The sequence below is a fragment of the Aeromonas sp. 600886 genome, assembly GCF_049174935.1.
Lineage (GTDB): Bacteria > Pseudomonadota > Gammaproteobacteria > Enterobacterales > Aeromonadaceae > Aeromonas > Aeromonas veronii_A.
Genome location: NZ_JAAKUB010000014.1, coordinates 1 through 21499 on the forward strand (window position 1 = coordinate 1; position 21499 = coordinate 21499).

Below are 21499 nucleotides of genomic sequence, written 5' to 3' on the forward strand. Positions count from 1 at the left end.
CCTGCTTCCTGCTTCCTGCTTCCTGCTTCCTGCTTCCTGCTTCCTGCTTCCTGCTTCCTGCTTCCTGCTTCCTGCTTCCTGCTTATCTCTTTGATGGGGAGGGCACTGCTCTCCTTTACGTCATACAGTCGTTGCTCGCAGCAGCTTGGTTTGACCGTGAGAATCTGGCTGCCCTTGCAAGGGGCGGTGCTATTTGCGCGGATTGTGCGGATATTGAGGGGGCATACATGGTGGATGTGATGCTGCACAGGGGGAGGGGATTGTGAGGCCAATCAGCGGTAGGTGCTTGGTGTGTCGCCGCTCTCGACTGAGTTAGCGTTGAAATTAGTAACAAACAAAAGGGAAGATGCCTGAGTATCTTCCCTTTTTGGTGATATGAGCGTTCCTGCTTTTGCAGGATCAGCCGTGTTGGCGGCGGTCGTTGGCCTGGGCGAGCAACATGCGGCTTTCACGCAGGAACTGGTCGGCGTGTTCGCCGAAGAAACCGGAGACTTGAGAGAAGGCCTCGATGAAACCGTCCCTGTCCCCCCGCTCCAGCAGCTCCAGCGCTTCGCCGAAGTTTTGGTAGTAGCGACGGATCATCGCCAGATTCTGCGGTGACGACAAAATGATGTCGGCATAGAGGTGGGGATCCTGAGCGAACAGCCTCCCCACCATGGCGAGCTCCAGCCGGTAGATGGGGGAGCTTAGCGCCAGCAGGCGATCCAGATTGGCCTGCTCGCGCGCGAGGTGCCAGCCATAGGCAAAGGTGGCGAAGTGACGCAGTGCCTGAATGAGGGTCATCGCCTCATCGTGGGCCTTGGCTTCTACCTGTTGCAAGCGGGCGCCCCAGATAGTCATCTGATCCAGCAGCCACTGGCTGGCGGCGCCGTCGCGCCCCTGACAGCAGACGATCACCTGCTTGGCAAGGCTCGCCACATCCGGCCCGAACATGGGGTGCAGTCCCAGTACCGGCCCTTGGTGCACAGCCAGCATGTGCTCGAGCGGCGCCGCTTTCACGCTGGTGACATCAACCAGCAGGCAATCTGCGGGCAGGTTGCCGAGCCGATCAATGATCTGGCAGGTGATGTCGATGGGCACTGCCACCATCACCAGTCCTGCGCCCTGCAGGATCTCGTCAGCGCGCGGCCAGTCTGCTTGTTCCAGCGTCTCGACCCGGTAGCCGGAGAGGCTGAACATATGACCGAACAGCCGGCCAAGCTGGCCCTGACCGCCGATGATGACCACCTTGCCAAGGTCCGGCTTCATACACTTGAAGCCAGTATCTTTCTCGCTGGCATAAGATTCACGCATCACCCGGCGCAGCACATCTTCGATGAGATCGCCGGGCACCCCTAACTGCTCGGCCTCGGCGCGGCGGCGGGCCAGCATGCTCGCTTCCCGATCCGGTGCATAGATGGGCAGGCCGTGGCGGCTCTTTACCTCACCCACTTCTCCCACCAGGGCCAGACGGGCGGCCAGCAGATCGATCAGCTGCTTGTCCACCGCATCTATCTTGTCCCTGAGTACATTCAACTCTTCAGCCATATCCAGTCCCTGCTGGCGCCGCGAGCGGCGGCGCCCTGAAATTCAAGATGCAACAAGGTATCACGGCATGAGCGGTTTGATGCCACCAGCGGTGATACCCAGATTGTTCAATAGGTTACGACAAGATACCACGGCTTACCGTGCAGTTCTGCCCTTGAGGGGGTCAGCCAGCTGGTTGTGGCAGCGGGCCAGCAGGGTGGCGGTGGTGTCCCAGTCGATGCAGGCATCAGTGATGGAGACCCCGTAGCGCATCTGCTGCTTGGGCTGCTCGCTGGACTGGTTTCCCTCGAACAGGTTGGATTCGAGCATCACCCCGATGATGGAGCGGTTGCCCTCCTGGATCTGGTGGATGACGTTGTCGGCCACCTTGGGCTGCAAACGGTGATCCTTGCTGGAGTTGCCGTGGCTGCAATCCACCACCAGGCTCGGCAGCAGGCCCGCTTTCTCCAGCGCCTCTTCCGCCAGCGACACGTTGACCGAGTCGTAGTTGGGATGTTTGCCGCCGCGCAGGATCACGTGGCCATCCGGGTTGCCCTGGGTCTGCAGCAGCGCAACCTGGCCCTGCTGGTTGATCCCCATAAAGGCGTGAGGGGAGGAGGCCGCCTGCAACGCATTAATGGCAGTCCCCAAGTTGCCGTCGGTGCCGTTCTTGAAGCCGACCGGCATGGAGAGGCCGGACGCCATCTCCCTGTGGGTCTGGGATTCGGTGGTGCGGGCGCCGATGGCTGACCAAGAGAAGAGCTCGGCCAGGTATTGCGGGCTGATGGGGTCGAGCGCTTCTGTGGCCAGCGGCAACTCCAGCTCCGCCAGCCAGCAGAGCAGCTCGCGGGCACGGTGCAGCCCCAGCTCCACATCGAAGGTGCCATCCAGATTGGGGTCGTTGATAAAGCCTTTCCAGCCGACCGTGGTGCGCGGCTTCTCAAAGTAGACCCGCATGACAATGTAGAGAGAGTCCTGATAGGCATCATGCAGCGCTTTGAGTCTGGTTGCGTACTCTTTGGCGGCGTCCATGTCGTGGATGGAGCAGGGACCACAGATCACCAGCAGCCGGTGATCGCGGCGGTGAATGATATCGGCGATGGTATTGCGGGCCCCTTGCACGAATGCCAGCGCCTTGTCGGAGATGGGTAACTTCTCCTTGAGCTGGGCAGGCGTGATCATCACTTGTTCGGACTGGATATGTATATTGTTCAGGGGATCTCGTTGCATAGCCTCTTCGCCTCGTCAGAGTCAGCATACTGGTTTTGATACTACCAGATGTAATTTTAAGTTTACGAAAGTACCACTTTCGTTACGAATGGCCATCACAATACCAAGTAAATGCCAACTTTCAAGTGTGAATATGGAATTTAATAGCCTTTTGGCAATATGAAAGTACTGCTCATCGCCAAAGGTTTGGATTAACTGCCAAATTTGTCCATGAAAAGCTACTGCTGTAATTATATATTTACAGCCTAAAAAGGGGAGGTCGAATGGCGGGGGGCAAGTGGCTATAAAAAACGGGAGCCTGCAAGGGCTCCCGTTTTTTGTCGCGATAACAGTGCTGGTCGGAGAGTTATGCCGGTACGGCCTGCTCTACAGCCTGCTTGCGCGCCGTTTTTGCCAGTGCATCCAGCATGGGCTTGGTGACCAGTACGATCCCCTGTTCGGATCGGTGGAAGCGGCGGGCATCTTCATCGGCGTTCTCACCGATCACCGTGCCTTCCGGCAGCTTGCACCCCTTGTCGATCACTACCCGACGCAGCCGGCAGCCGGCACCGATCTCCACACCCGGGAAGATCACGGCTTGATCCAGAGTGCAGAAGGAGTCGACCCGTACATTGGTGAAGAGCACCGAGCTCAGGATGAAGGAGCCGCTGACGATGGTGCCGCCCGAAAACATCGAGTTGATGGTCATGCCGTGCTGACCGTTTCTGTCCTGCACGAACTTGGCGGGAGGGGTCATGTTCTGGCTGGTCCAGATGGGCCACTCCTGATCGTAGATATCCAGCTCCGGCGTGACGGAGGCGAGATCCATGTTGGCTTCCCAGAAGGAGTCCACGGTGCCCACGTCGCGCCAGTAGGGACGGCGATCCGGACAGCAACCGACACAGGACATGCCAAACGGGTGAGCGAATGCAGTACCCTCTTTCACCACGCGGGGGATCACGTCCATGCCGAAATCGTGATGGGACTGTGCGTTGGCAATGTCCTCTTCCAGCAGTTGGTAGAGATATTCGGCATCAAAGATATAGACGCCCATGGAGGCCAGCGCGGTGTCGGCCTTGCCCGGCATGGCAGGCGGGTTGGCGGGCTTTTCGACGAAGGCGTTGATCTTGCGATCATCATCCACAGCCATTACCCCGAAGGCGCTTGCTTCACTGCGTGGCACCTCTATGCAGGCTACGGTCACCTTGGCACCCATATTGACGTGGTCGAGCAGCATGGCGGCGTAATCCATCTTGTAGATGTGATCGCCTGCCAGTACTACCACATATTTGGGGGCGTGATCGCGGATGATATCCAGATTCTGGTAGACCGCATCGGCGGTCCCCCGATACCAGTTCACCTCATCCACTCGCTGCTGGGCAGGGAGCAGATCGATAAATTCGTTCATCTGGTAGCGCAGGAAAGACCAGCCGGACTGGAGATGGCGCAACAGGCTGTGGGATTTGTACTGGGTCACGACACCGACCCGACGAATGCCGGAGTTGATGCAGTTGGAGAGCACGAAATCGATAATGCGGAATTTGCCGCCGAAATGGACGGCAGGCTTGGCACGGTTGTCGGTTAACTGTTTGAGGCGACTACCCCGCCCTCCTGCGAGTACCAGAGCCATGGTCTCGTTCAGCAACTGTCTGGCTTTTGCTGTATTGGCAGGTTGTAACAACATCTCATATCCCTTTGTAGATAAATCACTACAATGTTGCCTCCTTTGAACCCTCAAGAAAGTGCTTTCAGTCACATTTCAGGGTTTTTGACGTAATAAAATGACCTTTTTGTTATTAAAAATGACGGATTGATCCGTCATTGCTTTCAATATGGTCAGTTGTCAATTGAGGCGACTTGGCCAGTAACAGGAGCGACGGGGATTGGCGGGAGAGGGTAGAAAAAGCCCCTGCCAATGGTTGGCAAGGGCATAGTTGGTAGAGGCTCGATTAGCCGACTCTGGTTAGCAAGGGTCAGGCTGCGTTGGCCACTGGCTCCTCGCTCTTTTTCTGATAGGCCTGCGGGGTGAGGCCCAGCAGCTCCTGCACGGTCGAGGCAACGGTAATAGAGGAGACGGTGCCTACCAGGATCCCGGCAAACAGGGTGAAGGAGAAGCCGTAGAGAGCGTCACCGCCAAACAGCAGCAGCGCGCCCACGGTAAACAGGGTGGTGCCCGAGGTGATCATGGTGCGACTGAAGGTTGCCCTGATGGCCACATCGGAGCATTCGTGGATGCCCATCTGGGTTCGCGAGCTCAGCAGATCCCGCAACCTGTCCGAGATAACGATGCTGTCGTTGAGGGAGTAGCCGATCACCGCCATCAGACCGGCGATGATGTTCAGATCGAATTCGATCTGAAAGAGTGACAGCAGCCCCAGCGCTACGATAGCGTCATGGACCACCGAGAGCAGGATGCCGATGGCCTGACGCCACTCGAAGCGAAACGCCAGATAGGCCGACATCGCCAGCGAAGCGACCAGCACGGCCAGCATCCCCTGCTGGAACAGCTCGGCACCCACCTGAGGACCGACGATGGTGGTGCGCAGCAACTCGACCGGCATCCCCAACTGCTGGGTCAGCATGGTGGCGAGATCTGCCGCGGGCCAGGGCAGTTCGTGGGGAGGCAACTTGATCAGCCACTCGCCGGGAATACCGGCCGAGCTCAGCTCAACGGCTCCCGCCAGCGGGGAGACCAGCATGGCATTGAGCTCATGGGCCTCTTTCAGGGTCTGGATATGAAACTCCAGCAGGATCCCGCCGGTAAAATCGAGCCCCAGTGTCAGGCCGTTCACCAGCAAGATGGCGACGCTGGCCACGGTCAGCAGGATGGAAGCCCACAGGCCGATATAACGCCAACGGGTCAGCCCCATGGCAACGATCATTCTCAACATAATTCTCTCCTTGGCCAGCCAGCATCAGGCTGTTGGCCCATCACGACGTGTCGCGACACGCCGGGAAATAGTGTTCTGCTTTGGCCGCTCCGGCCATATCCATGGCCGATGGCGCAACCAAAGCCGCTCATCAGAGGGACAGCTGTCCCGTTACACCTTCAGCGTGCGCTCGCTGCTGCGTCCCCACAGGGGGTTGATGATGGCGCGCGTCCCCCAGATCCCGGTGATCATGCTGGAGAGCAGACCCAGAATGAGGGTGATGGAGAAGCCCTGCAGCGGCCCGGAGCCGATGGAGTAGAGCACCACGGCGCAGATGAGCGTAGTGATGTTGGCATCGAAAATGGTGTGGAAGGCCGAGCGATAGCCAAAGTCGATGGCGTTGGCCAGTGAGCCACCCTCTCGCAGACGGTCCCTGATCCGCTCGAAGATCAGCACATGGGTATCTACCGCCATGCCCACCGTCAGCACCAGACCGGCGATCCCCGGCAGGGTCAGCACGGCGCCCGGCAGCACTGCCAGCATGCCGACCTGCATCAACAGGTTGGCGACCAGCGCCGTGATGGCAACCCAGCCGAATTTGCGGTACCAGGCCATCATAAACAGCATCATGCCCGCCATACCGAAGGCCAGTGCGGTGAAGCCCGCCTCGATATTCTGCATCCCCAGCGTCGGGCCAATACTGCGTTCTTCCAGGATCTTGAGCGGGGCGGTGAGGGCGCCGGCACGCAGCAGCATGGCCAGCTCTTGCGCTTCCGGCAGACTGCCAATGCCGGTAATGCGGAACTGGTTGCCAAGGGCGGTCTGGATGGTGGCGACGTTGATCACCTCGCTCTGGGCGCGCAGTTTGCCCTGGGCGTTGGTCTTGTACTCGGTGAAGACGGTCGCCATCGGCTTGCCCACATGCTGGCGGCTGAACTGGTTCATCTTGCTGCCACCCAGGGTGTCGAGCACGATATTGACCTGGGGTTGACCCATTTCGCCCATGTTGGCGCGGGCATCGACGATGTGCTCGCCGGTCAGCACCGGCTTGCGTGCCATGCCGACGGCCTGACCGTTGCGATCGGCGATATAGAAGTGGCTGTCGGCTTTGGCCTCGTAGAAGGCCAGCGAGGCGGTGGCGCCGATCACCTCTTTCGCCTGTTTGGGGTTGTGTACTCCGGGCAGTTCGATACGGATGCCATCCTGACCCTGACGCACCACCGAGGCCTCGACGATGCCGAGTTCGTTGATCCGTTTTTTCAGGATCGACAGGTTCTGGGTCACGGCGTTGTTGACCAGCAGGGTGCGCTCCGCCTCGCTCAGCACCAGTTTCAGGTCATTGCCGGAGCGGGTCAGCTTCCACTGATCCTGACGGGTACCGGCACTCTCTTTGATGATAGAGAGCCAGCTATCCTGTTCGGCCACCTCCGGCAGGGTGACGGCTACGGCGCCCTGTGCCGTGCGCGTGACGTTGGCGCCGCGCAGGTTGGCTTCACGGAAACGGGTGCGCAGGGTGTCCACCAGATTCTTTGTCTGATTGTCGATGACAAAGTCCACGTCCACCCCGATCAGCAGCTGGGAGCCGCCACGCAGGTCCAGTCCCAGCTTGATGGGATCGGCGCCGAGGCGAGTGATCCAGGCCGGCGCGTTGGAGTGAAACTCCAGGGTCAGGGCGGCACTGTCGACCCCTTGCAGCTCCAGCAACTGCTTGGCGCGCTGCTGTTCGCCTTGGCTGGCAAAGACCAGCTCGACTCGCTCAGGTTGCTCGATCACTTTGACCGGGGTCAGGTGCTTGTCGCTCAGCAGCATCTGTTGCTGGGTGGTCAGGCGCTGCTGTCCGTGCAGGCCGAGGGAGGGCTGCTCACCGAAAAAGGTGGGCAGGGAGTAAAAGGTAAAGGTCAACAGCATCAACAGCAGCAGTGCGTACTGCCACTTGCTCATGCGGTTGAGAACGGTGCGATTGCTCTTTCTCATGGCAAGCAAGCCTCTGTCAGGAGAATGGTGCCTAGGCCGATAGCAACAAGGCTCGGCAAGGCGCAAAAAATGGGATGTATCAGATGCGGATCAGGCAGTAGCCGGATCCGTCAGGAAGAGGAGATGAGCAAACAGTGGATGTGCCAGCCCCTCCGGGGTCAGGCGCTCAGATAGCTCTGGGTGAAGCGGTATTGCAGATGTTGGCGCTGTAGATGGCGCCGATGGATCGCACCGAAGCGATCGCGAAAACTCTGTTTGTGATAGAGCTCGGGTGCCAGCATCAGCCAGCCGAGCAGCAACAGCAGGATGGCTTGGGCCGACCAGCTCTGGATCAGCTCGTAGACCACACTCTTGGGCTGGTTGTCACTGCGCAGGGATTGTTCGAGACGCAGCAGGTGATTCTGATGGCTGCCGACAAACTTGATGATGCCATCGTCGCTGTCGCTAAGCTGATTGAACACCTGAGTCTGCTGCTGTTCACTCTGGGGAGATGCGGGTAGCAGCGGACCTTCCATTCGGGCGATGGAACAAAGCAGGGTGAGGGCGATAACCAGAGTTACCAGCACCAGTTTTACTTTGTCGATAAGGCGCAAAAGTTAATTCCCGATAAATAGGAAGGGCAAACTACCACACGCGCCCGGTTTGAACAAGGTTGTCCCGGGTGAATGGCACCATTCGAAGCTGCTCGTCAGCTGCCGCTCATCTGCTTGAAGTCGCGGGCATAACCCTTGAGCAGGGAGTAGAGATGGGCCCGCTGGGAAATATCCAGCGACTGGCTCATGGCGCTCAGCCAGTTGACGGTACGCTGGCGCGACTGCTCGGTATAGCCGGTAAAGCGGCCATCCATCAGCCCATCCCCCTCGGCCAGCAGGTCAGTCAGCTCGCGGGTAAAGTCGGGACTCTGGCGCTGCTTCATCAGCCTGTCCAGCTCCTGGGTCCAGGACTCCTGAAACTCGAGCCAGGGGGGCATCAGCTCGTATTGCCATTCGGCCCACTGGGCCACCAGTGGCGCCTGTGCCGGTTTCACCTCGCCAATCCAGAACTCGAGCCGCTTGTTCATCTTGTCGCGAAACTCTGCCAGCATCTGCTCTTTGGGCTCAGTGGCAAAGTCCTTTTGCCGCTCCTGTTGCCGTTTGACCCGATCGGTCATAAAGCGGGCCACCTGCTCGTCGGTCAGGGTGCGCGCCAGCCTGACCGCGCGGGGGATAGTATTTTCCAGCGTGCGGGTCAGGCTCTGCTGCACCGCATCGAGATTGGTCGAGATCTGCTCCGGCGTCATGGGGCTGGCCACCGCCTTGGCCAGCGCGTCGAGATCCTTGGCGTAGCGCGGCAGCTCGTGCTGGCGATGCCAGGCCATAAGCCCCTTCACTTCGCGGCTGAGCAGATCCTTTTGGGAGTAGGAGAGGGCAAAGTAGTCATCCAGTTGCCAGATGATGGCGGTATCGAGCCAGTAGTAGATCACCCGAGTGGAGCAGCCGGTCAGCAGCAGGCCGATCAGCAGCAGACCCCAGGTTTTCGGCTTGTGCCAGCGCACCTTGTTTATCATCTGTTACTCCAGTCGTTGCCGGTTGATGGCGATCAGGGTGTCATAGTCGAGTGAGGGCTGTTGCTCTGCCATCAGCAGGGCCCAGAGCAGGCCGATATAGTCGACCCAGGGTAAAAATGCCTCGCTCTGAAAATCAGGCCACTGGTGGCGCGGCAGGGCCTGCAGATAGTGCGCTTCAAGCTCGTCGCGCCGCTCGGCGGGCCACTCATGGGTGCGCTGGATGCTGGCGAGCTCAAAGCCGGGGTGACCTGCCGCGCCATACTCCCAGTCGATGACCCAGGGTTTGCTTCCCAACAAGTTAGCCGGATTGAGATCATGGTGGCAAGGGCGCCAGCAATCATTTGGCTCACTGCTGGCGAGCAAGCCCCGCTCCAGGGCGGGCAGCCAGGAGGGAATGCGGGCCAGTCGGGCGCGATAGCCCGCCGCGTGGGCTCGCACCGCCATCACCACCGCAGGTAGCGGCAAGCGATGGAGCTTGCGCAGCACCTCCGCCAGCAGGCGGGGCTGATCGGCTTCTGGTGGCGCCGCGTGTACCCAGTTTGGCTCATCGCACCATTCGAGCAGCATCAGACCGCTGGCGGGATCGCCATAGTGGCAGGGCAGCGCCAACCCTTCGGCCATCGCCCCCTGATAAAGCTGCCACTCGGTGGGACGGTCGATGCCAAGGCGCACCGGGTCGGAGTGGCCCTGACGCAAAAAGTAACTGCGCCCCGAGGGGAGGCGCAGTCGATAGTTGCAGTTGGTCAGACCTAACCCGAGTGGTTCTAGCTGCCCCTCCCGCCAAGGGGCGGGCAGGCTGGTCAGCAGCGGATCACAGTTGTCCGTCACCGGGAGCAGGTTACCAGCCAAAGGTGGACTTCTTCGCCTGCTTGCGGATCTCTTTCTGGTCAGCCCACAGCAGTTCGCCGTTTTGCAGATCCATCAGGTTCATGGTCATCTGGTAGTAGACATCCTTCACTTTGCCATTGTCCTTGACGATGCTGGCGAGGTTGCCATAGACCATGTAGCGGGCACCGGTCTGCTTACCCAGGCGTACCATGGAGGCCGGGTCTACCATGCCGCTGCTCTGCTGGTATTCGAGCTGCTGCTTGACGGCGGCCACCTTGCTCATATCGACGAAGCGGAACTTGCCAGCCCGCAGCAACTTGGTGCGGATGGTGTCGGTGATGGCTTCGGTATCGATGTGCTCGGAGGTCTTGTTGCGGATGGAGTCCATAAACATCACTGGACGACCGCCTGCGGTGATCTCGCTGGTGGCAGGGGAGGCGAGCATGGAGTCCGCCATCTTGTCGGCGATGGCCTGCAGGTCGCTTGAGCCGTAATCGACGGTGACGGTTTCGGTTTCAGTGGGATCGCCATAGCTGACGGTGGTGCTGGAGCAGCCGCCCAAGAGCAATGCAGAGGTCAATATCAGCAGGGCATGATTCATTTTCATCAGTAGGATTCCTCAATCACTTCGCGTACGTAAATCCGGTAACCCTGCGCCGCCGGGCTGGGCGCCAGGGCCGAGAGGGTGCGGGTCTGATAGCCATGCAGCTTGATGGGGGTCCAGCCGCGGCCATCGCTGGCGACCTCCTGACCGGCCTCATCATACCAATAGAAGATATATTGCAGCTTGTTATCGCCGCGCTGGGTGCTGGCGGCGGCCACATTGACCTGCAGCAGGCCATTTTGCTGGCGGCGGCTCAGCTCGGTCAGGGTGACGTTGACGTTTTGATGCTGCTCCGCCACCGCTGCCGCGCCCGGAGCCCCATAGAGCGCCACGCCTGAGGTGTTGGTGGCGCAGCCGGTCAGCAGCAGCGCGAGCCCGAGGGCCAACCCGTATGCTTTCATCTTGCTCTCCTTAATCAGGGTGAGTGGGGCCGCGAGTGTGCCTGCCCGGTTAATCGTCTTGCTCATCTCTCTTTGCCGCTTGCTCAGAGCGGCATCACCCGGGTGGTCAGGCCGGCGCCGAGGCGCTGTACCCAGACCAGGGTGGTGCGTCCCTTGTGGATGGTGAGCGGCAATTGCCGCTGCGCCGCCCCCGCGCTCAGGGTGAGGTTGATGTCACTTGCTGGCACCATTCCCTGCCAGCTCGATGCCTGAGCTGGCAGCGTCAGCCAGCTGCGGGTATCGGCCCGCTCGGAGAGGGTGTTGAAGATCCCCACTAGAATATTGCCCACATCCCCTCCCTCTTTGGCGGCGGTGCGGCGCATCTGCTCCTTGGCCACCAGTCGCAGCGCCTGGCGGGTCAGCATGCCGGGCAGCCGCTCTTGCAGATCTTTGGCGGCCAGCGCTTCCAGCCTGACCAGCTCGCTGGTCTGCCAGGCCCGCTTGCCGACTTCCACCGTCAGCGGGCCGGTGTCGCTGGCCCGATTATCGTAATAGGGGATGGCGACGGTAAAGGTGCGAAAATCGCCGCGGGAGGTGGAGATGGGGAGCGGCAGGAACAGTTCGCGCCGTGCCGGGATCAAACCATCTTCAAACAGCACCACCAGCTGGCCTTGATCTTTTGCAAGCGGCGGCGCTTTGCGGCCTATCTTTTTCTCGGTCTCGCGGATCTCGTCCGGTGAGCCACGCAGCCGCGCCAGACGCAGCAAGGCATCTTGCAGGCTGCGGTTGTCCGGCGCTATCTGGTAGCCGCGCTGATAGTCGACCCAGGCATCGTTGAGATCCCCGGCCGCCTCATAGAGCACGGCGGAAAAATAGAAGGTGTAGGCGTTCTGAAAACCGTTTTTGACCTTGCCGATCAACCGGTCGAGATCCGGTGCGCCGCGCGACATCAGCTGGCGCATCTCGCCTTCTGCTTCGACCTCTTCGCTCTCATCCTTCGCCTTGCGCACCTCATCGGCTCGCCGTTTCAGGGCCTGTTCCTGCACCTGATTGGCCCGACGCACCTCCACCAGGGCGCCATTGGCATCACCCCGTTGCAGATAGTTGAGTGCCAGATAGTGATGCAGCATGGTGCGTTCGTAATCGGGAGTACGATAGGCCATCGACTGATCGTTAGTGAGCAGACTGCCCACCTGATCCAGACCGTGGCTCAGCCGGTATTCGGCCTGATTGTCTTCCCACTGAAGGCGGCTGTCGGCGGCGGTGAACGCCTGCTTGCTGCCCGCATCCTGACCCGCCAGCCAGGCGATGCGCCCCTCTTCAAGGCGATCGAGGATAAAGGTGTCATCGCCGAGGGTGGAGTCGCGCACCTCGGGCAGCGCTTCGGCGGCATGGCCCAGCAGCAGCTGGTTGCGCAGCGGCACCATCTGATCGGAGTAGGAGACGAACATGTCTTGCCAGCGGGAGGCGCAGCCCCCCAGCAACAGCAGGGCGCCGCAGAGCAACAGGGCGCTGCGGCAGGTTGAGGCGTTGCGATTCATTACAGGCTGAGCAGCGGTCCCAACGGCTCGCCGCCGACCAGATGCATGTGGATGTGGTAGACCTCCTGCCCGCCGTGGCGGTTGCAGTTCATAATGAGGCGGTAGCCATCTTCGGCGATGCCCGCATCGCTTGCCAGCTTGCGGGCCACGGTGAACATCCGGCCAAGGGCCAGTTCATGTTCGGCTTCCACGTCATTGACGGTGGGGATCAGCACATTCGGGATGATCAGGATATGGGTCTTGGCCTTGGGCTGGATATCCCGGAATGCGGTGACCAGATCGTCTTGATAAAGGATGTCGGCAGGGATCTCTTTACGGATGATTTTGCTGAAAATGGTTTCTTGCGCCATGGCTAACTCCCTTATATGAAAAAGAAAATTGAACTTGCATCCCAAGCGGCTCCCGAAAGAAGGCGAGCAGCGCGTCAAGTGTGACACAAGCCGAGATTTGACACAGCTGATGTCCCATTCCCTTCAGTTATTGTTAAGAATACCGATAGCCAGAGGGACGTCATCTGCAGCGCCTGTTCAGGGGTCTGCAGGGTATCAAAAGGACGGGGTACTCAGGCAAGGGACTTTTGCATATACAGCGGGACAATAATGAAACAAACAATGTCGGATCTCTCCATCTTGCAGCGAGTCTACCTTGGCTTCGCGATCCTGGTGGCCGTGATGGTGGCCAGTTCACTACTCACATTTCGTAGTCAGAATACTCTGGGGGGAGCGCTGGAACAGGTGACCCGGCAGTCTATGCCGCTGGTGATTGCCAGCAGCCAGACCCAGATCACCCTGCTCAGTGCCAACAAGTGGCTGGGGGATGTGCTCACCGAGCAGGACCCCAAACAGCTGCCTGCCGAAGTGGCCGAACTGAAACAGGCCAAGGCCGCGGTGGGCAAGAGCCTCGATGCCTTGCGCCAGCAGGTCGCCCACCACCCCGAACTGCAAGGGGAGATGGGCACTCTGAGCCAGCAGGTCGACAGCTACCTGCAACTGACCGATACCCTGCCGGGCGAACACGAGGCGCTGCTCACCCGATTGCACAAGGTCAATCTGGCCAAGGGGCAGTTTCAGGTCAGCTTGCCCCAGTTCAAAAAGAGTCTGGGGGACATGATGATCACCATAGACGACAGCTTCATCAAGATGCTCTCCGAGACCCTGACCACCAAGCTCTCCGCTATCGAACTCTCCACCATGGATGCCCTCAATCAGAGCATTCCGGCCCCCATTGAAGCCGCGCTCAAGCGCAACAGGATGCAGATGGAGGGGTTCAACAGCACCATCAAGGATCTGCAGGGTGAGCTCAAGGATTTCGACAACAACATGGGTCACTACGTCCACGGTTTCGTGCGCGATACGACCGGTAATGAAGGTGTACTCGCCCAGTATCTGACGCTGATGCAACAGCAGGAGCAGATGCGGGAGAAGAGCAAGCAGGCGAGTGCGCTCATCGTGGCAATTCAGGATCGGCTTGAGCGGGTCACCTCTCAGAGCCAGCAACTGATGAACCAGAGCATTCAGCATGCCAAAGCCGCACAGAGCCAGAGCACCCTGACTCAGGGAGCCAGCATCGTAGTCGCCATCCTGATTGCCATGCTGGTGGCTTATACCCTGGGCAAGGCCATTCGCCGTCCGCTCAGGGAGTTGCTGCTGGTGCTGACCGAAGTAACCCAGGGTGACATGACTCAGCGCATCGGTTTTCAGAGCAAGAATGAATTTGGTCAGCTGGGCAGCCAGATCAACCTGCTGATCGCCCAGATGGGGGAGGTACTGGCGCAGCTTTCACAAGCATCGGCCCAGCTTAACGATGCCGCCCACGGCAACCGTCGCACCACCGAATCGGTGCGGGCGGATCTGGAGAAACAGCGGCAGGAGACCGCCTCGGTCGCCGCCGCAATGACCCAGATGGAGGCCTCGGTGCGGGAGGTGGCGCAGGCTGCCAACCAGACACTGGAGCGGGTGCAGGATGTGGAGAAGGCCTCCGAGATGGGACGCAAGGTGATGGCAGGCAATATCACCACCACTCATCAACTGGCGGGCAAACTGCAACAGACCGGCAAGGTGATTGGTGATGTGAGCGCCATGAGCAGCCAGATCGGCAATATCCTCGATGTCATTCGCGGCATCGCCGAGCAGACCAATCTGCTGGCCCTCAACGCCGCCATCGAAGCGGCGCGGGCCGGCGAGCAGGGGCGCGGATTTGCGGTGGTGGCGGATGAGGTGCGCAGTCTGGCGGGCCGCACCGCCCAGTCCACCAGCGAAATCCAGACCATGATCGAGAACCTGCAGCAGGGGGTAGCCAAGGCGGTGACCGTGATGCAGGAGTGCTCTCGCGAGATGGACAGTTGCGTGGATCAGAGCTCTCACGCCAACAACGCCATGGAGGAAGTGCAGGGGATTGTGGTGCTGATCAGCGACATGTCGAGCCAGATCGCCTCCGCCGCCGAGCAGCAGCAGGCCACCAGCGCCGATATCGCCACCAACCTCAACCGCATCTCCGATATCTCGGATCTCAACTATCAGGGGATTGAGCGGGTAGCCGAGACCAGCCAGCAGCTGGACTCCCTTGCCGAGCAGCAGGAGAGCCTGGTCAAGCGCTTCCGCCTGAGCGCCTGATGGTCGAGAGTTGAAACAACAAGGCCCCGCAGATGCGGGGCCTTCTCTTTATTGCGGCCGTGACAAGGGGATCAGGCGTAGGCAATGGCGCCCTTGCCGACCCCTTCATAGGCGACAATCTTGACGAACTTGTCGCCCACCATCTTCTTCACTTCGCGGGCGATGTAGCAGGCCAGCAGCTCGACTGTGGTGTCGGTGTCGATCATCTCTACCTCGGCGGTGGGGATGGCCAGCTGGAACAGCCCTTGCGGCGCCATATATTTGAAGCCGGTGTGATGCTCGCCAAGCTGGGCATTGGCGCGAGGGCTCAAAGCGAGCTCGGTCAGCGCCACCTTGTCCTCTTCGGTGCCGAGGTAGATATCGCCCCAGCGCTCGGCCCAGTTGAGCTCAAGCTCCTGGTCGCGCTCGCCATCGATGTGGATCTCGATGGGAGAGCGGTGGCCGTGGGCGATGCGCTGGCAGTTGCCATCGTGCTTTTTCAGGCCGTGGCTGTAGTGGTAGAAGGCACCGGTGATCGCCTCCTGACGCAGGGTCAGCGACAGATCCTTGATGTTGCCCGGCAGCCGTTTGGCCAGCACCGCCAGCAGGTAGCGGGTCACCGACTCTTTATCAACTTGCGGGGCAGGGATAAAGGCAAAGCCCTGGGATGGGCAGCGCAGATGGATGGAGCGACCCGGGCGCAGCAGATCCACTGTGCTTTCGTCACCATCCAGTGTCTCGACGTGGATCAGCGGGCACTCGGTCGGCACCAGCAGCTTGTGGTCCACCTCTTCATCGATGATCGACTTGATCAGCTTCTTTACCCGGCCAAAGTCCAGCAGCATGCTCATTTCGTTGAGCTCACCGCTCATTTCGATATCTACCAGCCAGCTCTCGCCCACCATGCCGCGGCGTTCGCAGAGGTAGCTGGAGTCGATCACGGTCAAATCTCTTACAAATAACTTCATCAGTCAGGCCTTGCTACAGAGAAAGGGCAGTTTTGCGCTATTATGACCCGCGATTATCGGCAAAGGAACTGGAACCCCCCATGAACAAACTGCTTATCAAAAATGCCACCCTGGTCAACGAAGGCCGCATCTATGCCTCCGATGTGTTGATCGAGGGGGAACGGATTGCCCGCATTGCCCCGGATATCGAGGCGCCCGATGCGCTGGTTATCGATGCGGCAGGTCGCCACCTCATCCCCGGAATGATCGATGATCAGGTCCACTTCCGGGAGCCGGGATTGACCCACAAGGGGACCATCGCCAGCGAATCCCGCGCCGCCGTCGCCGGTGGCACCACCAGTTTCATGGAAATGCCCAACGTCAATCCCCAGACCACCACCCTCGACGCCCTCGAAGCCAAATACCAGATCGCCGCCAACTCCTCCGTCGCCAACTACAGCTTCTATCTCGGCGCCACCAACGACAACCTTGCAGAGATCAAGCGTCTCGACCCCAAGCAGTCCTGCGGGGTCAAGGTGTTTATGGGCTCCTCGACCGGCAACATGCTGGTGGACAATCAGGAGACCCTGGCGGCCATCTTCCGCGAAAGTCCGGTGATGATCGTCACCCACTGCGAAGACACCCCGACCATCGCCAAGGCCGAAGAGGCGGCGCGAGCCAAGTGGGGCGAGAATGTGCCGATGGGCGAGCACGGCCGCATTCGCAGTGACGAGGCGTGCTACAAATCCTCCAGCATGGCGGTGGCGCTGGCGAAAAAATACGGTGCCAAGCTGCATGTGCTGCATCTGACCTCGGCCAAGGAGCTGTCGCTGTTTACCGCCAGCCACGACCTGAGCGAGCTGAAGGACAAGAACATCACCGCCGAGGTGTGCGTTCACCACCTCTTCTTCAATGAAGCCGATTACGAGACCCAGGGCAGCCTGATCAAGTGCAACCCTGCGGTGAAGAGTGCCGCCGACCAGCAGGCACTGCTGGATGCGGTACGCAACGACGTGCTCGACATCATCGCCACCGACCACGCGCCCCACACCTGGGAAGAGAAGCAGAACAGCTACTTCAAGGCGCCGTCCGGCGTACCGCTGGTGCAGCACTCTTTGCAGGCGCTGCTGGAGCTCTACCACAACGGCGTCTTTACCCTGGAGACTATCGTCAAGAAGACCTCCCACGCGGTAGCCGAGCGCTTCCAGGTGCAGGATCGCGGTTATATCCGCGAGGGCTACTTCGCCGATCTGGTGCTGTTGGATCTGGGCAAGCCCTATGTGGTCAACGACGACAACATCCTCTACCACTGTGGCTGGTCACCCTTCAACGGCTACCGCTTCCACAGCACGGTGGAGATGACGCTGGTGAATGGCCAGATCGCCTGGCAAAACGGGCAGGTGACTGACCAGATCCTGGGCAAGCGGCTGACCTTTAACCGCTGATTGTTCGCAAAGTAGGCGAACGCACCGTGGCCGAGGAATTGGCGGCGTTTCCCTGTTGACAGGGCGGGGTCATCTCCATAAACTCTGCCCCCGTCAGCCGAGCTGACTCCGTCGGTGTGTAGCGCAGCCAGGTAGCGCATCTGCATGGGGTGTAGAGGGTCGGAGGTTCGAATCCTCTCACACCGACCAAATTCCCCGGTAAAGGCCTTGTCAAACGACAAGGCCTTTTCTTTTGCCTGCGATTCGCCGCACAGGCGTGAAGCCTGTGGTGATGCACGCTGGTCGCTGCTGGCGTGAGCAGATTGTGCAGTCACCGCGCTTTATGGTGTAGTAACAACTCTGTTGCTCATTTGCCTGGCGAGGCCTCTCGTGTCTGCATCCGTATCTAAACCCTGTTGTCTGCTGATGCTCACCCTGCTGCTGGTGGGCTGCGCCACCCCTTACCAGAGTGAAAAGTCATTCTGGAACGGCCAGACCGGTTTTTCCCAGACCCGGCTTGGCCCGGACAAGTGGCAGCTGGAGTTTGTCGGCAACGATCTGGTGGACAGGGAGACCGCCCGCAAATATGTGCTCAAGCGGGCAGGGGAGCTGGCACTGGCAGAGGGTTACTCCTGGCTCAAGGTCGATGAGCTGACCATTAACCGCGATGCCGTCAGGGTGACCCCATCACGGCCGATCTTCGGCTTTGACGAGGATGAGCCGGATCTCTTTATGGCCCAGATGCAGGTGCAGCATACCATCTCGGCGCTGCTCACTTTTCGCCTGTTGCCACGGGCACTCGATGAGCGAACTCTGGATGCGAAATATCTCGCTGAAATCAAAATAAACAGTGATTAATATTGGTGGTTTGCAAGATCCATATCACATACACCTAATGGCAGGATAAAATTCTGGAGAAAGCCTCTAGATTTACCCCCTGCTTTTAGGCATTCTCCCAGCATACCAGCCGCCAGGAATCAACGGCTCGGATCACAAAAACGGACTGTTGTGGCTCCCATGCCACCGTTTACGGCTTGCACCAATCAAAACCGGGACTCCCCCATGAAAATGAATAAACTGACGGTCGCCATCCTCATCTCCATGATGTTTGGCATCCTCACCGGCCAGGGCTATCGCATGTTTGCCGCAGATCAGGCTGCGGATTTTGCCAATAACATCACGATCCTGACCGATATCTTCCTGCGACTGATCAAGATGATCATCGCTCCCCTGGTCTTCACCACCCTGGTGGTCGGTATCGCCAAGATGGGCGACACCCGCACCGTGGGGCGTATCGGTGCCAAGACCCTCGGCTGGTTTATGCTGGCCTCCCTGATGTCCCTGAGCCTGGGTCTGGTGATGGTGACCCTGATGCAGCCGGGTGTGGGGCTTTCGCTCTCCCTGCCCAATGACACCGCCAGCTCGGGCATTGCTGCCGGTGCCATTACCCTGAAAGATTTCGTGACCCACGCCATCCCCAAAAGCGTGGTAGAGGCAATGGCCACCAACGAGATCCTGCAGATCGTGGTCTTCTCACTCTTCTTCGGTCTGGCCGCCGCTGCGCTCGGCGATCTGGCCAAGCCGGTGGTGGTGCTGATGGCCAGCGCTGCCGAGATCATGCTGAAAGTGACCGGTTATGTGATGAACTTTGCGCCGTTCGCGGTATTTGGCGCCATCGCCGCCATGGTGGCCAAAGAGGGGCTGGGTATTCTGGTTACCTACGGCAGCTTTATGGCCCAGTTCTACATCGCGCTGGCCTGCCTCTGGCTGCTGCTGATCGCCATGGGCAGCGTCTTCCTGCGTGGTCGTGTCATCAAGCTGCTGGCGATGATCCGCGAACCCATCCTGCTCGCCTTCTCGACCGCCAGCTCTGAAGCCGCCTATCCGAAGACCCTGGATCGTCTGGAGAAGTTCGGTTGTGACAAGCGCATTGCCAGCTTCGTGCTGCCGATGGGTTACTCCTTCAACCTCGACGGCTCCATGATGTACTGCACCTTCGCGGTGATGTTCATTGCCCAAGCGTATGGAATCGAGCTCTCCATGGCCCAGCAGATCACCATGCTGCTGCTGCTGATGGTCACCTCCAAGGGGATGGCCGGGGTACCGCGCGCCTCTCTGGTGGTGATTGCCGCCACCCTGAACCAATTCCATATTCCGGAAGCGGGCATCCTGCTGCTGCTGGGGATCGATCACTTCCTCGACATGGGCCGCTCTGCCACCAACGTGCTGGGCAACGCCATCGCCGCCAGCGTGGTGGCCAAGACCGAAGACAGTCTGGGTGAAACCGTCGCGCTGGGCGAGAGTGAGCCAGCCAAAGCCTGATCACAACGCCATGAAAAATAAACAACAACGGCCCGCCAATGCGGGCCGTTGTTGTTTATGGCTCGTCTACACTGCTAGATAGTTTTCATCTGGAGTGTACGGTTATGAATATTGCTCGTCGACTGCAACTGATCGCGCTGCTGGTGATGCTGACGCTCATTTTTCTCAGTTGGTTCAGTATCAACCGCCTCGATTCGGCCAACCGGGATTTAGGCTATGTGACGGACAATACGGTGCCCAGTATTTCGCTGATTAAGGAAGTGCAGGCCGATTTCTATGAATTGCACTCGCTGGTGCAGACACATGTGCTCAATACCGACACCGGCAAGATGCAGCAGATCGAAACGGGTATCACCGAGATACAGGGACAGATCACTTCACTGCTCGACAAATACAAAGCTGAGATGCTCTCCAATGATGAAGATCGGCGCCTGACCGACGATGATCAACGTATTGTCGCGCAATATTATCAGGAGATAGACAAGGTTCTGCAGCTCTCCAGACAAAACAAGAACGATGAAGCGCGAGACATGCTGGCGGGAGAAGCCACCAGAGTGTTCCAGCAGTTTGCCAAGGCAATCGAGCTTCACGTCAACTTCAATATGGATTTGGGACTGGCGCTCAAGAAGCAGGGCCAGGAGAACTACGACAACAGCCTGCAAACCCTGCTGTTTATCGCCGGTGGCACCATTGTGCTGACGATGGGGCTGTTTGTCTGGTTGTTCAATCAGGTGGCCAATCCTCTTCGCACCGCCATGGATACCCTGACCCGGATCCAGCGCGACCTCAACTTTACCCTGAGAGCTGATGTGAAACAGCAGGATGAGATTGGTCTGACCCTCAATGCGGTCAACCGGTTGCTCGATACGCTGCAACAGACATTTACCGAATTTTCCGTCGGCAGCTTGCAGATCAAGAGCACTGCCGAATCCCTCTCTCAAGCGGCGCAGCACCTCGCCAGCTCGGCCAGTCAGGCCAATGATGCTACCAGTCTGATCGCCGCCGGTGTCGAAGAGATGACGGTCAGCATCACAGATATCTCCCAGCGTACCCAGGAGACGAGCCGTATCACCAATGAGTCAGGGCAGCTGGCTAGCGAAGGAAGCAGAACCATAGATCGTACCGTTCATGCCATCAACGAGATCGCCGACTCCATTCGGCAGGCCTCGGCCGAGGTCATTGCGCTGGGTGAGGGCATTTCGCGCATTGGCGGTGTGGTCAACGTGATCCGTGATGTGGCGGGGCAGACCAACTTGCTGGCCTTGAACGCGGCCATTGAGGCGGCGAGGGCCGGGGAGTCCGGCCGTGGCTTTGCGGTGGTGGCAGATGAAGTGCGCAAACTGGCTGAGCGCACAGCCCAATCCACTCAGGAGATATCTGCCACTGTAGAGGCGATCCAGCAGGAGTCGAACAATACGGTCTCCCGCATGCATCTGGTGGAGGAGAAGGTGAGCCAGGGGGTCAACATGGCTACCGAGAGTGGCGCCATTATTGCCGAGATCCGCAGTGCGTCGCACCGGGTGATGGAGCAGGTGGGCGAGATCACCAATGCCATCCGCGAGCAGAGTTCGGCCGCCGAGTCGATCGCTCACCAGGTAGAGCAGATTGCTCAGGTCGTGCAGCAAACCAGCAGCACAGCGGAGGAGACCTCAGCCGCAGCCGAGGAGCTCAATGTCACCACCGAGAGCATCCACCAGCAGATATCCCGCTATCGCATTCAGTAACGCCGAGAGTTGTTATCCATCTGCTATCCCCGC

At 59.4% G+C, this 21499-nt stretch carries 19 protein-coding genes and 1 tRNA gene; 7 read left to right on the top strand and 13 right to left on the bottom strand.

The window, feature by feature from the left end; genetic code table 11:
• Positions 1-266, top strand: a 266-nt coding sequence (locus G5179_RS12095; RefSeq protein ID WP_421258448.1) for a hypothetical protein, incomplete at its 5' end; no start/stop codon positions are given.
• 133 nt (positions 267-399) lie between these two features.
• Here G5179_RS12095 and tyrA read toward each other — a convergent pair.
• The 12 genes from tyrA to hinT all read right to left on the bottom strand — a co-directional run bounded on the left by tyrA (position 400) and on the right by hinT (position 12808).
• Positions 400-1527, bottom strand: coding sequence for a bifunctional chorismate mutase/prephenate dehydrogenase (tyrA, locus tag G5179_RS12100; RefSeq protein ID WP_421258449.1), 1128 nt, complete (start codon positions 1525-1527; stop codon positions 400-402).
• A gap of 135 nt (positions 1528-1662) precedes the next feature.
• The gene (locus G5179_RS12105; protein WP_005344622.1) at positions 1663-2736 is read right to left on the bottom strand and encodes a 3-deoxy-7-phosphoheptulonate synthase; all 1074 of its coding nucleotides are present in this window, start codon (positions 2734-2736) and stop codon (positions 1663-1665) included.
• Positions 2737-3082: 346 nt separating this feature from the next.
• Positions 3083-4399, bottom strand: a complete 1317-nt coding sequence (glgC, locus tag G5179_RS12110; protein WP_421258450.1) for a glucose-1-phosphate adenylyltransferase — start codon at positions 4397-4399, stop codon at positions 3083-3085.
• A gap of 289 nt (positions 4400-4688) precedes the next feature.
• Complete coding sequence (gene secF / locus G5179_RS12115; protein WP_257690224.1) at positions 4689-5606, bottom strand: protein translocase subunit SecF; 918 nt, start codon at positions 5604-5606, stop codon at positions 4689-4691.
• A gap of 150 nt (positions 5607-5756) precedes the next feature.
• Positions 5757-7559, bottom strand: coding sequence for a protein translocase subunit SecD (gene secD / locus G5179_RS12120; RefSeq protein WP_421258451.1), 1803 nt, complete (start codon positions 7557-7559; stop codon positions 5757-5759).
• Positions 7560-7717: 158 nt separating this feature from the next.
• Positions 7718-8152, bottom strand: a complete 435-nt coding sequence (locus tag G5179_RS12125) for a hypothetical protein (RefSeq protein WP_005334044.1) — start codon at positions 8150-8152, stop codon at positions 7718-7720.
• A gap of 95 nt (positions 8153-8247) precedes the next feature.
• A complete protein-coding gene (locus G5179_RS12130) occupies positions 8248-9105 on the bottom strand; it encodes a DUF6279 family lipoprotein (protein ID WP_005353080.1) in 858 nt (285 codons plus the stop codon).
• A gap of 3 nt (positions 9106-9108) precedes the next feature.
• A complete protein-coding gene (locus tag G5179_RS12135) occupies positions 9109-9954 on the bottom strand; it encodes a phosphotransferase (protein ID WP_421221497.1) in 846 nt (281 codons plus the stop codon).
• Positions 9944-10540, bottom strand: a complete 597-nt coding sequence (gene lpoB, locus G5179_RS12140) for a penicillin-binding protein activator LpoB (protein ID WP_005334041.1) — start codon at positions 10538-10540, stop codon at positions 9944-9946. Before lpoB ends, G5179_RS12135 begins: the two co-directional genes overlap by 11 nt.
• Positions 10540-10938: a YcfL family protein gene (locus tag G5179_RS12145; protein ID WP_157161027.1), complete on the bottom strand. Its 399-nt coding sequence runs from the start codon at positions 10936-10938 to the stop codon at positions 10540-10542. Before G5179_RS12145 ends, lpoB begins: the two co-directional genes overlap by 1 nt.
• 83 nt (positions 10939-11021) lie before the next feature.
• Positions 11022-12458, bottom strand: coding sequence for a COG3014 family protein (locus G5179_RS12150; RefSeq protein WP_421258452.1), 1437 nt, complete (start codon positions 12456-12458; stop codon positions 11022-11024).
• The gene (gene hinT / locus G5179_RS12155; protein ID WP_167558071.1) at positions 12458-12808 is read right to left on the bottom strand and encodes a purine nucleoside phosphoramidase; all 351 of its coding nucleotides are present in this window, start codon (positions 12806-12808) and stop codon (positions 12458-12460) included. The genes G5179_RS12150 and hinT overlap by 1 nt, the downstream gene beginning before the upstream one ends.
• 249 nt (positions 12809-13057) lie before the next feature.
• On the opposite strand from hinT, the gene G5179_RS12160 reads away from it, so the two are divergent.
• Positions 13058-15070 carry a methyl-accepting chemotaxis protein gene (locus tag G5179_RS12160; protein WP_421204682.1) on the top strand — a complete coding sequence of 671 codons (2013 nt, stop codon included), beginning with the start codon at positions 13058-13060 and terminating at the stop codon, positions 15068-15070.
• 71 nt (positions 15071-15141) lie between these two features.
• Here the strand turns inward: G5179_RS12160 and G5179_RS12165 are convergent, their stop codons facing one another.
• Complete coding sequence (locus tag G5179_RS12165; protein ID WP_421204683.1) at positions 15142-16017, bottom strand: 6-pyruvoyl trahydropterin synthase family protein; 876 nt, start codon at positions 16015-16017, stop codon at positions 15142-15144.
• 80 nt (positions 16018-16097) lie between these two features.
• On the opposite strand from G5179_RS12165, the gene G5179_RS12170 reads away from it, so the two are divergent.
• From G5179_RS12170 to G5179_RS12190, 5 genes are all read left to right on the top strand, one after another.
• Positions 16098-17441 carry a dihydroorotase gene (locus G5179_RS12170; protein ID WP_075115531.1) on the top strand — a complete coding sequence of 448 codons (1344 nt, stop codon included), beginning with the start codon at positions 16098-16100 and terminating at the stop codon, positions 17439-17441.
• Positions 17442-17553: 112 nt separating this feature from the next.
• A tRNA-Pro gene (locus G5179_RS12175) sits at positions 17554-17630 on the top strand.
• Positions 17631-17846: 216 nt separating this feature from the next.
• The gene (locus tag G5179_RS12180; protein WP_216980324.1) at positions 17847-18278 is read left to right on the top strand and encodes a CC0125/CC1285 family lipoprotein; all 432 of its coding nucleotides are present in this window, start codon (positions 17847-17849) and stop codon (positions 18276-18278) included.
• A 204-nt stretch (positions 18279-18482) separates the two neighbouring features.
• Positions 18483-19742 carry a dicarboxylate/amino acid:cation symporter gene (locus G5179_RS12185; RefSeq protein WP_005334018.1) on the top strand — a complete coding sequence of 420 codons (1260 nt, stop codon included), beginning with the start codon at positions 18483-18485 and terminating at the stop codon, positions 19740-19742.
• Between the two features lie 104 nt (positions 19743-19846).
• Positions 19847-21466, top strand: coding sequence for a methyl-accepting chemotaxis protein (locus G5179_RS12190; protein ID WP_216979041.1), 1620 nt, complete (start codon positions 19847-19849; stop codon positions 21464-21466).
• The last annotated feature ends 33 nt before the right edge of the window (positions 21467-21499 follow it).

Coding starts and splice junctions, on each gene's coding strand:
- G5179_RS12185 (WP_005334018.1), top strand. CDS start 18,483: ATGAAAATGAATAAACTGACGGTCGCCATCCTCATCTCCATGATGTTT.
- secF (WP_257690224.1), bottom strand. CDS start 5,606: ATGTTGAGAATGATCGTTGCCATGGGGCTGACCCGTTGGCGTTATATC.
- G5179_RS12165 (WP_421204683.1), bottom strand. CDS start 16,017: ATGAAGTTATTTGTAAGAGATTTGACCGTGATCGACTCCAGCTACCTC.
- glgC (WP_421258450.1), bottom strand. CDS start 4,399: ATGTTGTTACAACCTGCCAATACAGCAAAAGCCAGACAGTTGCTGAAC.
- hinT (WP_167558071.1), bottom strand. CDS start 12,808: ATGGCGCAAGAAACCATTTTCAGCAAAATCATCCGTAAAGAGATCCCT.
- G5179_RS12145 (WP_157161027.1), bottom strand. CDS start 10,938: ATGAAAGCATACGGGTTGGCCCTCGGGCTCGCGCTGCTGCTGACCGGC.
- G5179_RS12160 (WP_421204682.1), top strand. CDS start 13,058: ATGAAACAAACAATGTCGGATCTCTCCATCTTGCAGCGAGTCTACCTT.
- G5179_RS12180 (WP_216980324.1), top strand. CDS start 17,847: ATGCTCACCCTGCTGCTGGTGGGCTGCGCCACCCCTTACCAGAGTGAA.
- tyrA (WP_421258449.1), bottom strand. CDS start 1,527: ATGGCTGAAGAGTTGAATGTACTCAGGGACAAGATAGATGCGGTGGAC.
- G5179_RS12105 (WP_005344622.1), bottom strand. CDS start 2,736: ATGCAACGAGATCCCCTGAACAATATACATATCCAGTCCGAACAAGTG.
- G5179_RS12190 (WP_216979041.1), top strand. CDS start 19,847: ATGAATATTGCTCGTCGACTGCAACTGATCGCGCTGCTGGTGATGCTG.
- G5179_RS12130 (WP_005353080.1), bottom strand. CDS start 9,105: ATGATAAACAAGGTGCGCTGGCACAAGCCGAAAACCTGGGGTCTGCTG.
- lpoB (WP_005334041.1), bottom strand. CDS start 10,540: ATGAAAATGAATCATGCCCTGCTGATATTGACCTCTGCATTGCTCTTG.
- G5179_RS12150 (WP_421258452.1), bottom strand. CDS start 12,458: ATGAATCGCAACGCCTCAACCTGCCGCAGCGCCCTGTTGCTCTGCGGC.
- secD (WP_421258451.1), bottom strand. CDS start 7,559: ATGAGAAAGAGCAATCGCACCGTTCTCAACCGCATGAGCAAGTGGCAG.
- G5179_RS12170 (WP_075115531.1), top strand. CDS start 16,098: ATGAACAAACTGCTTATCAAAAATGCCACCCTGGTCAACGAAGGCCGC.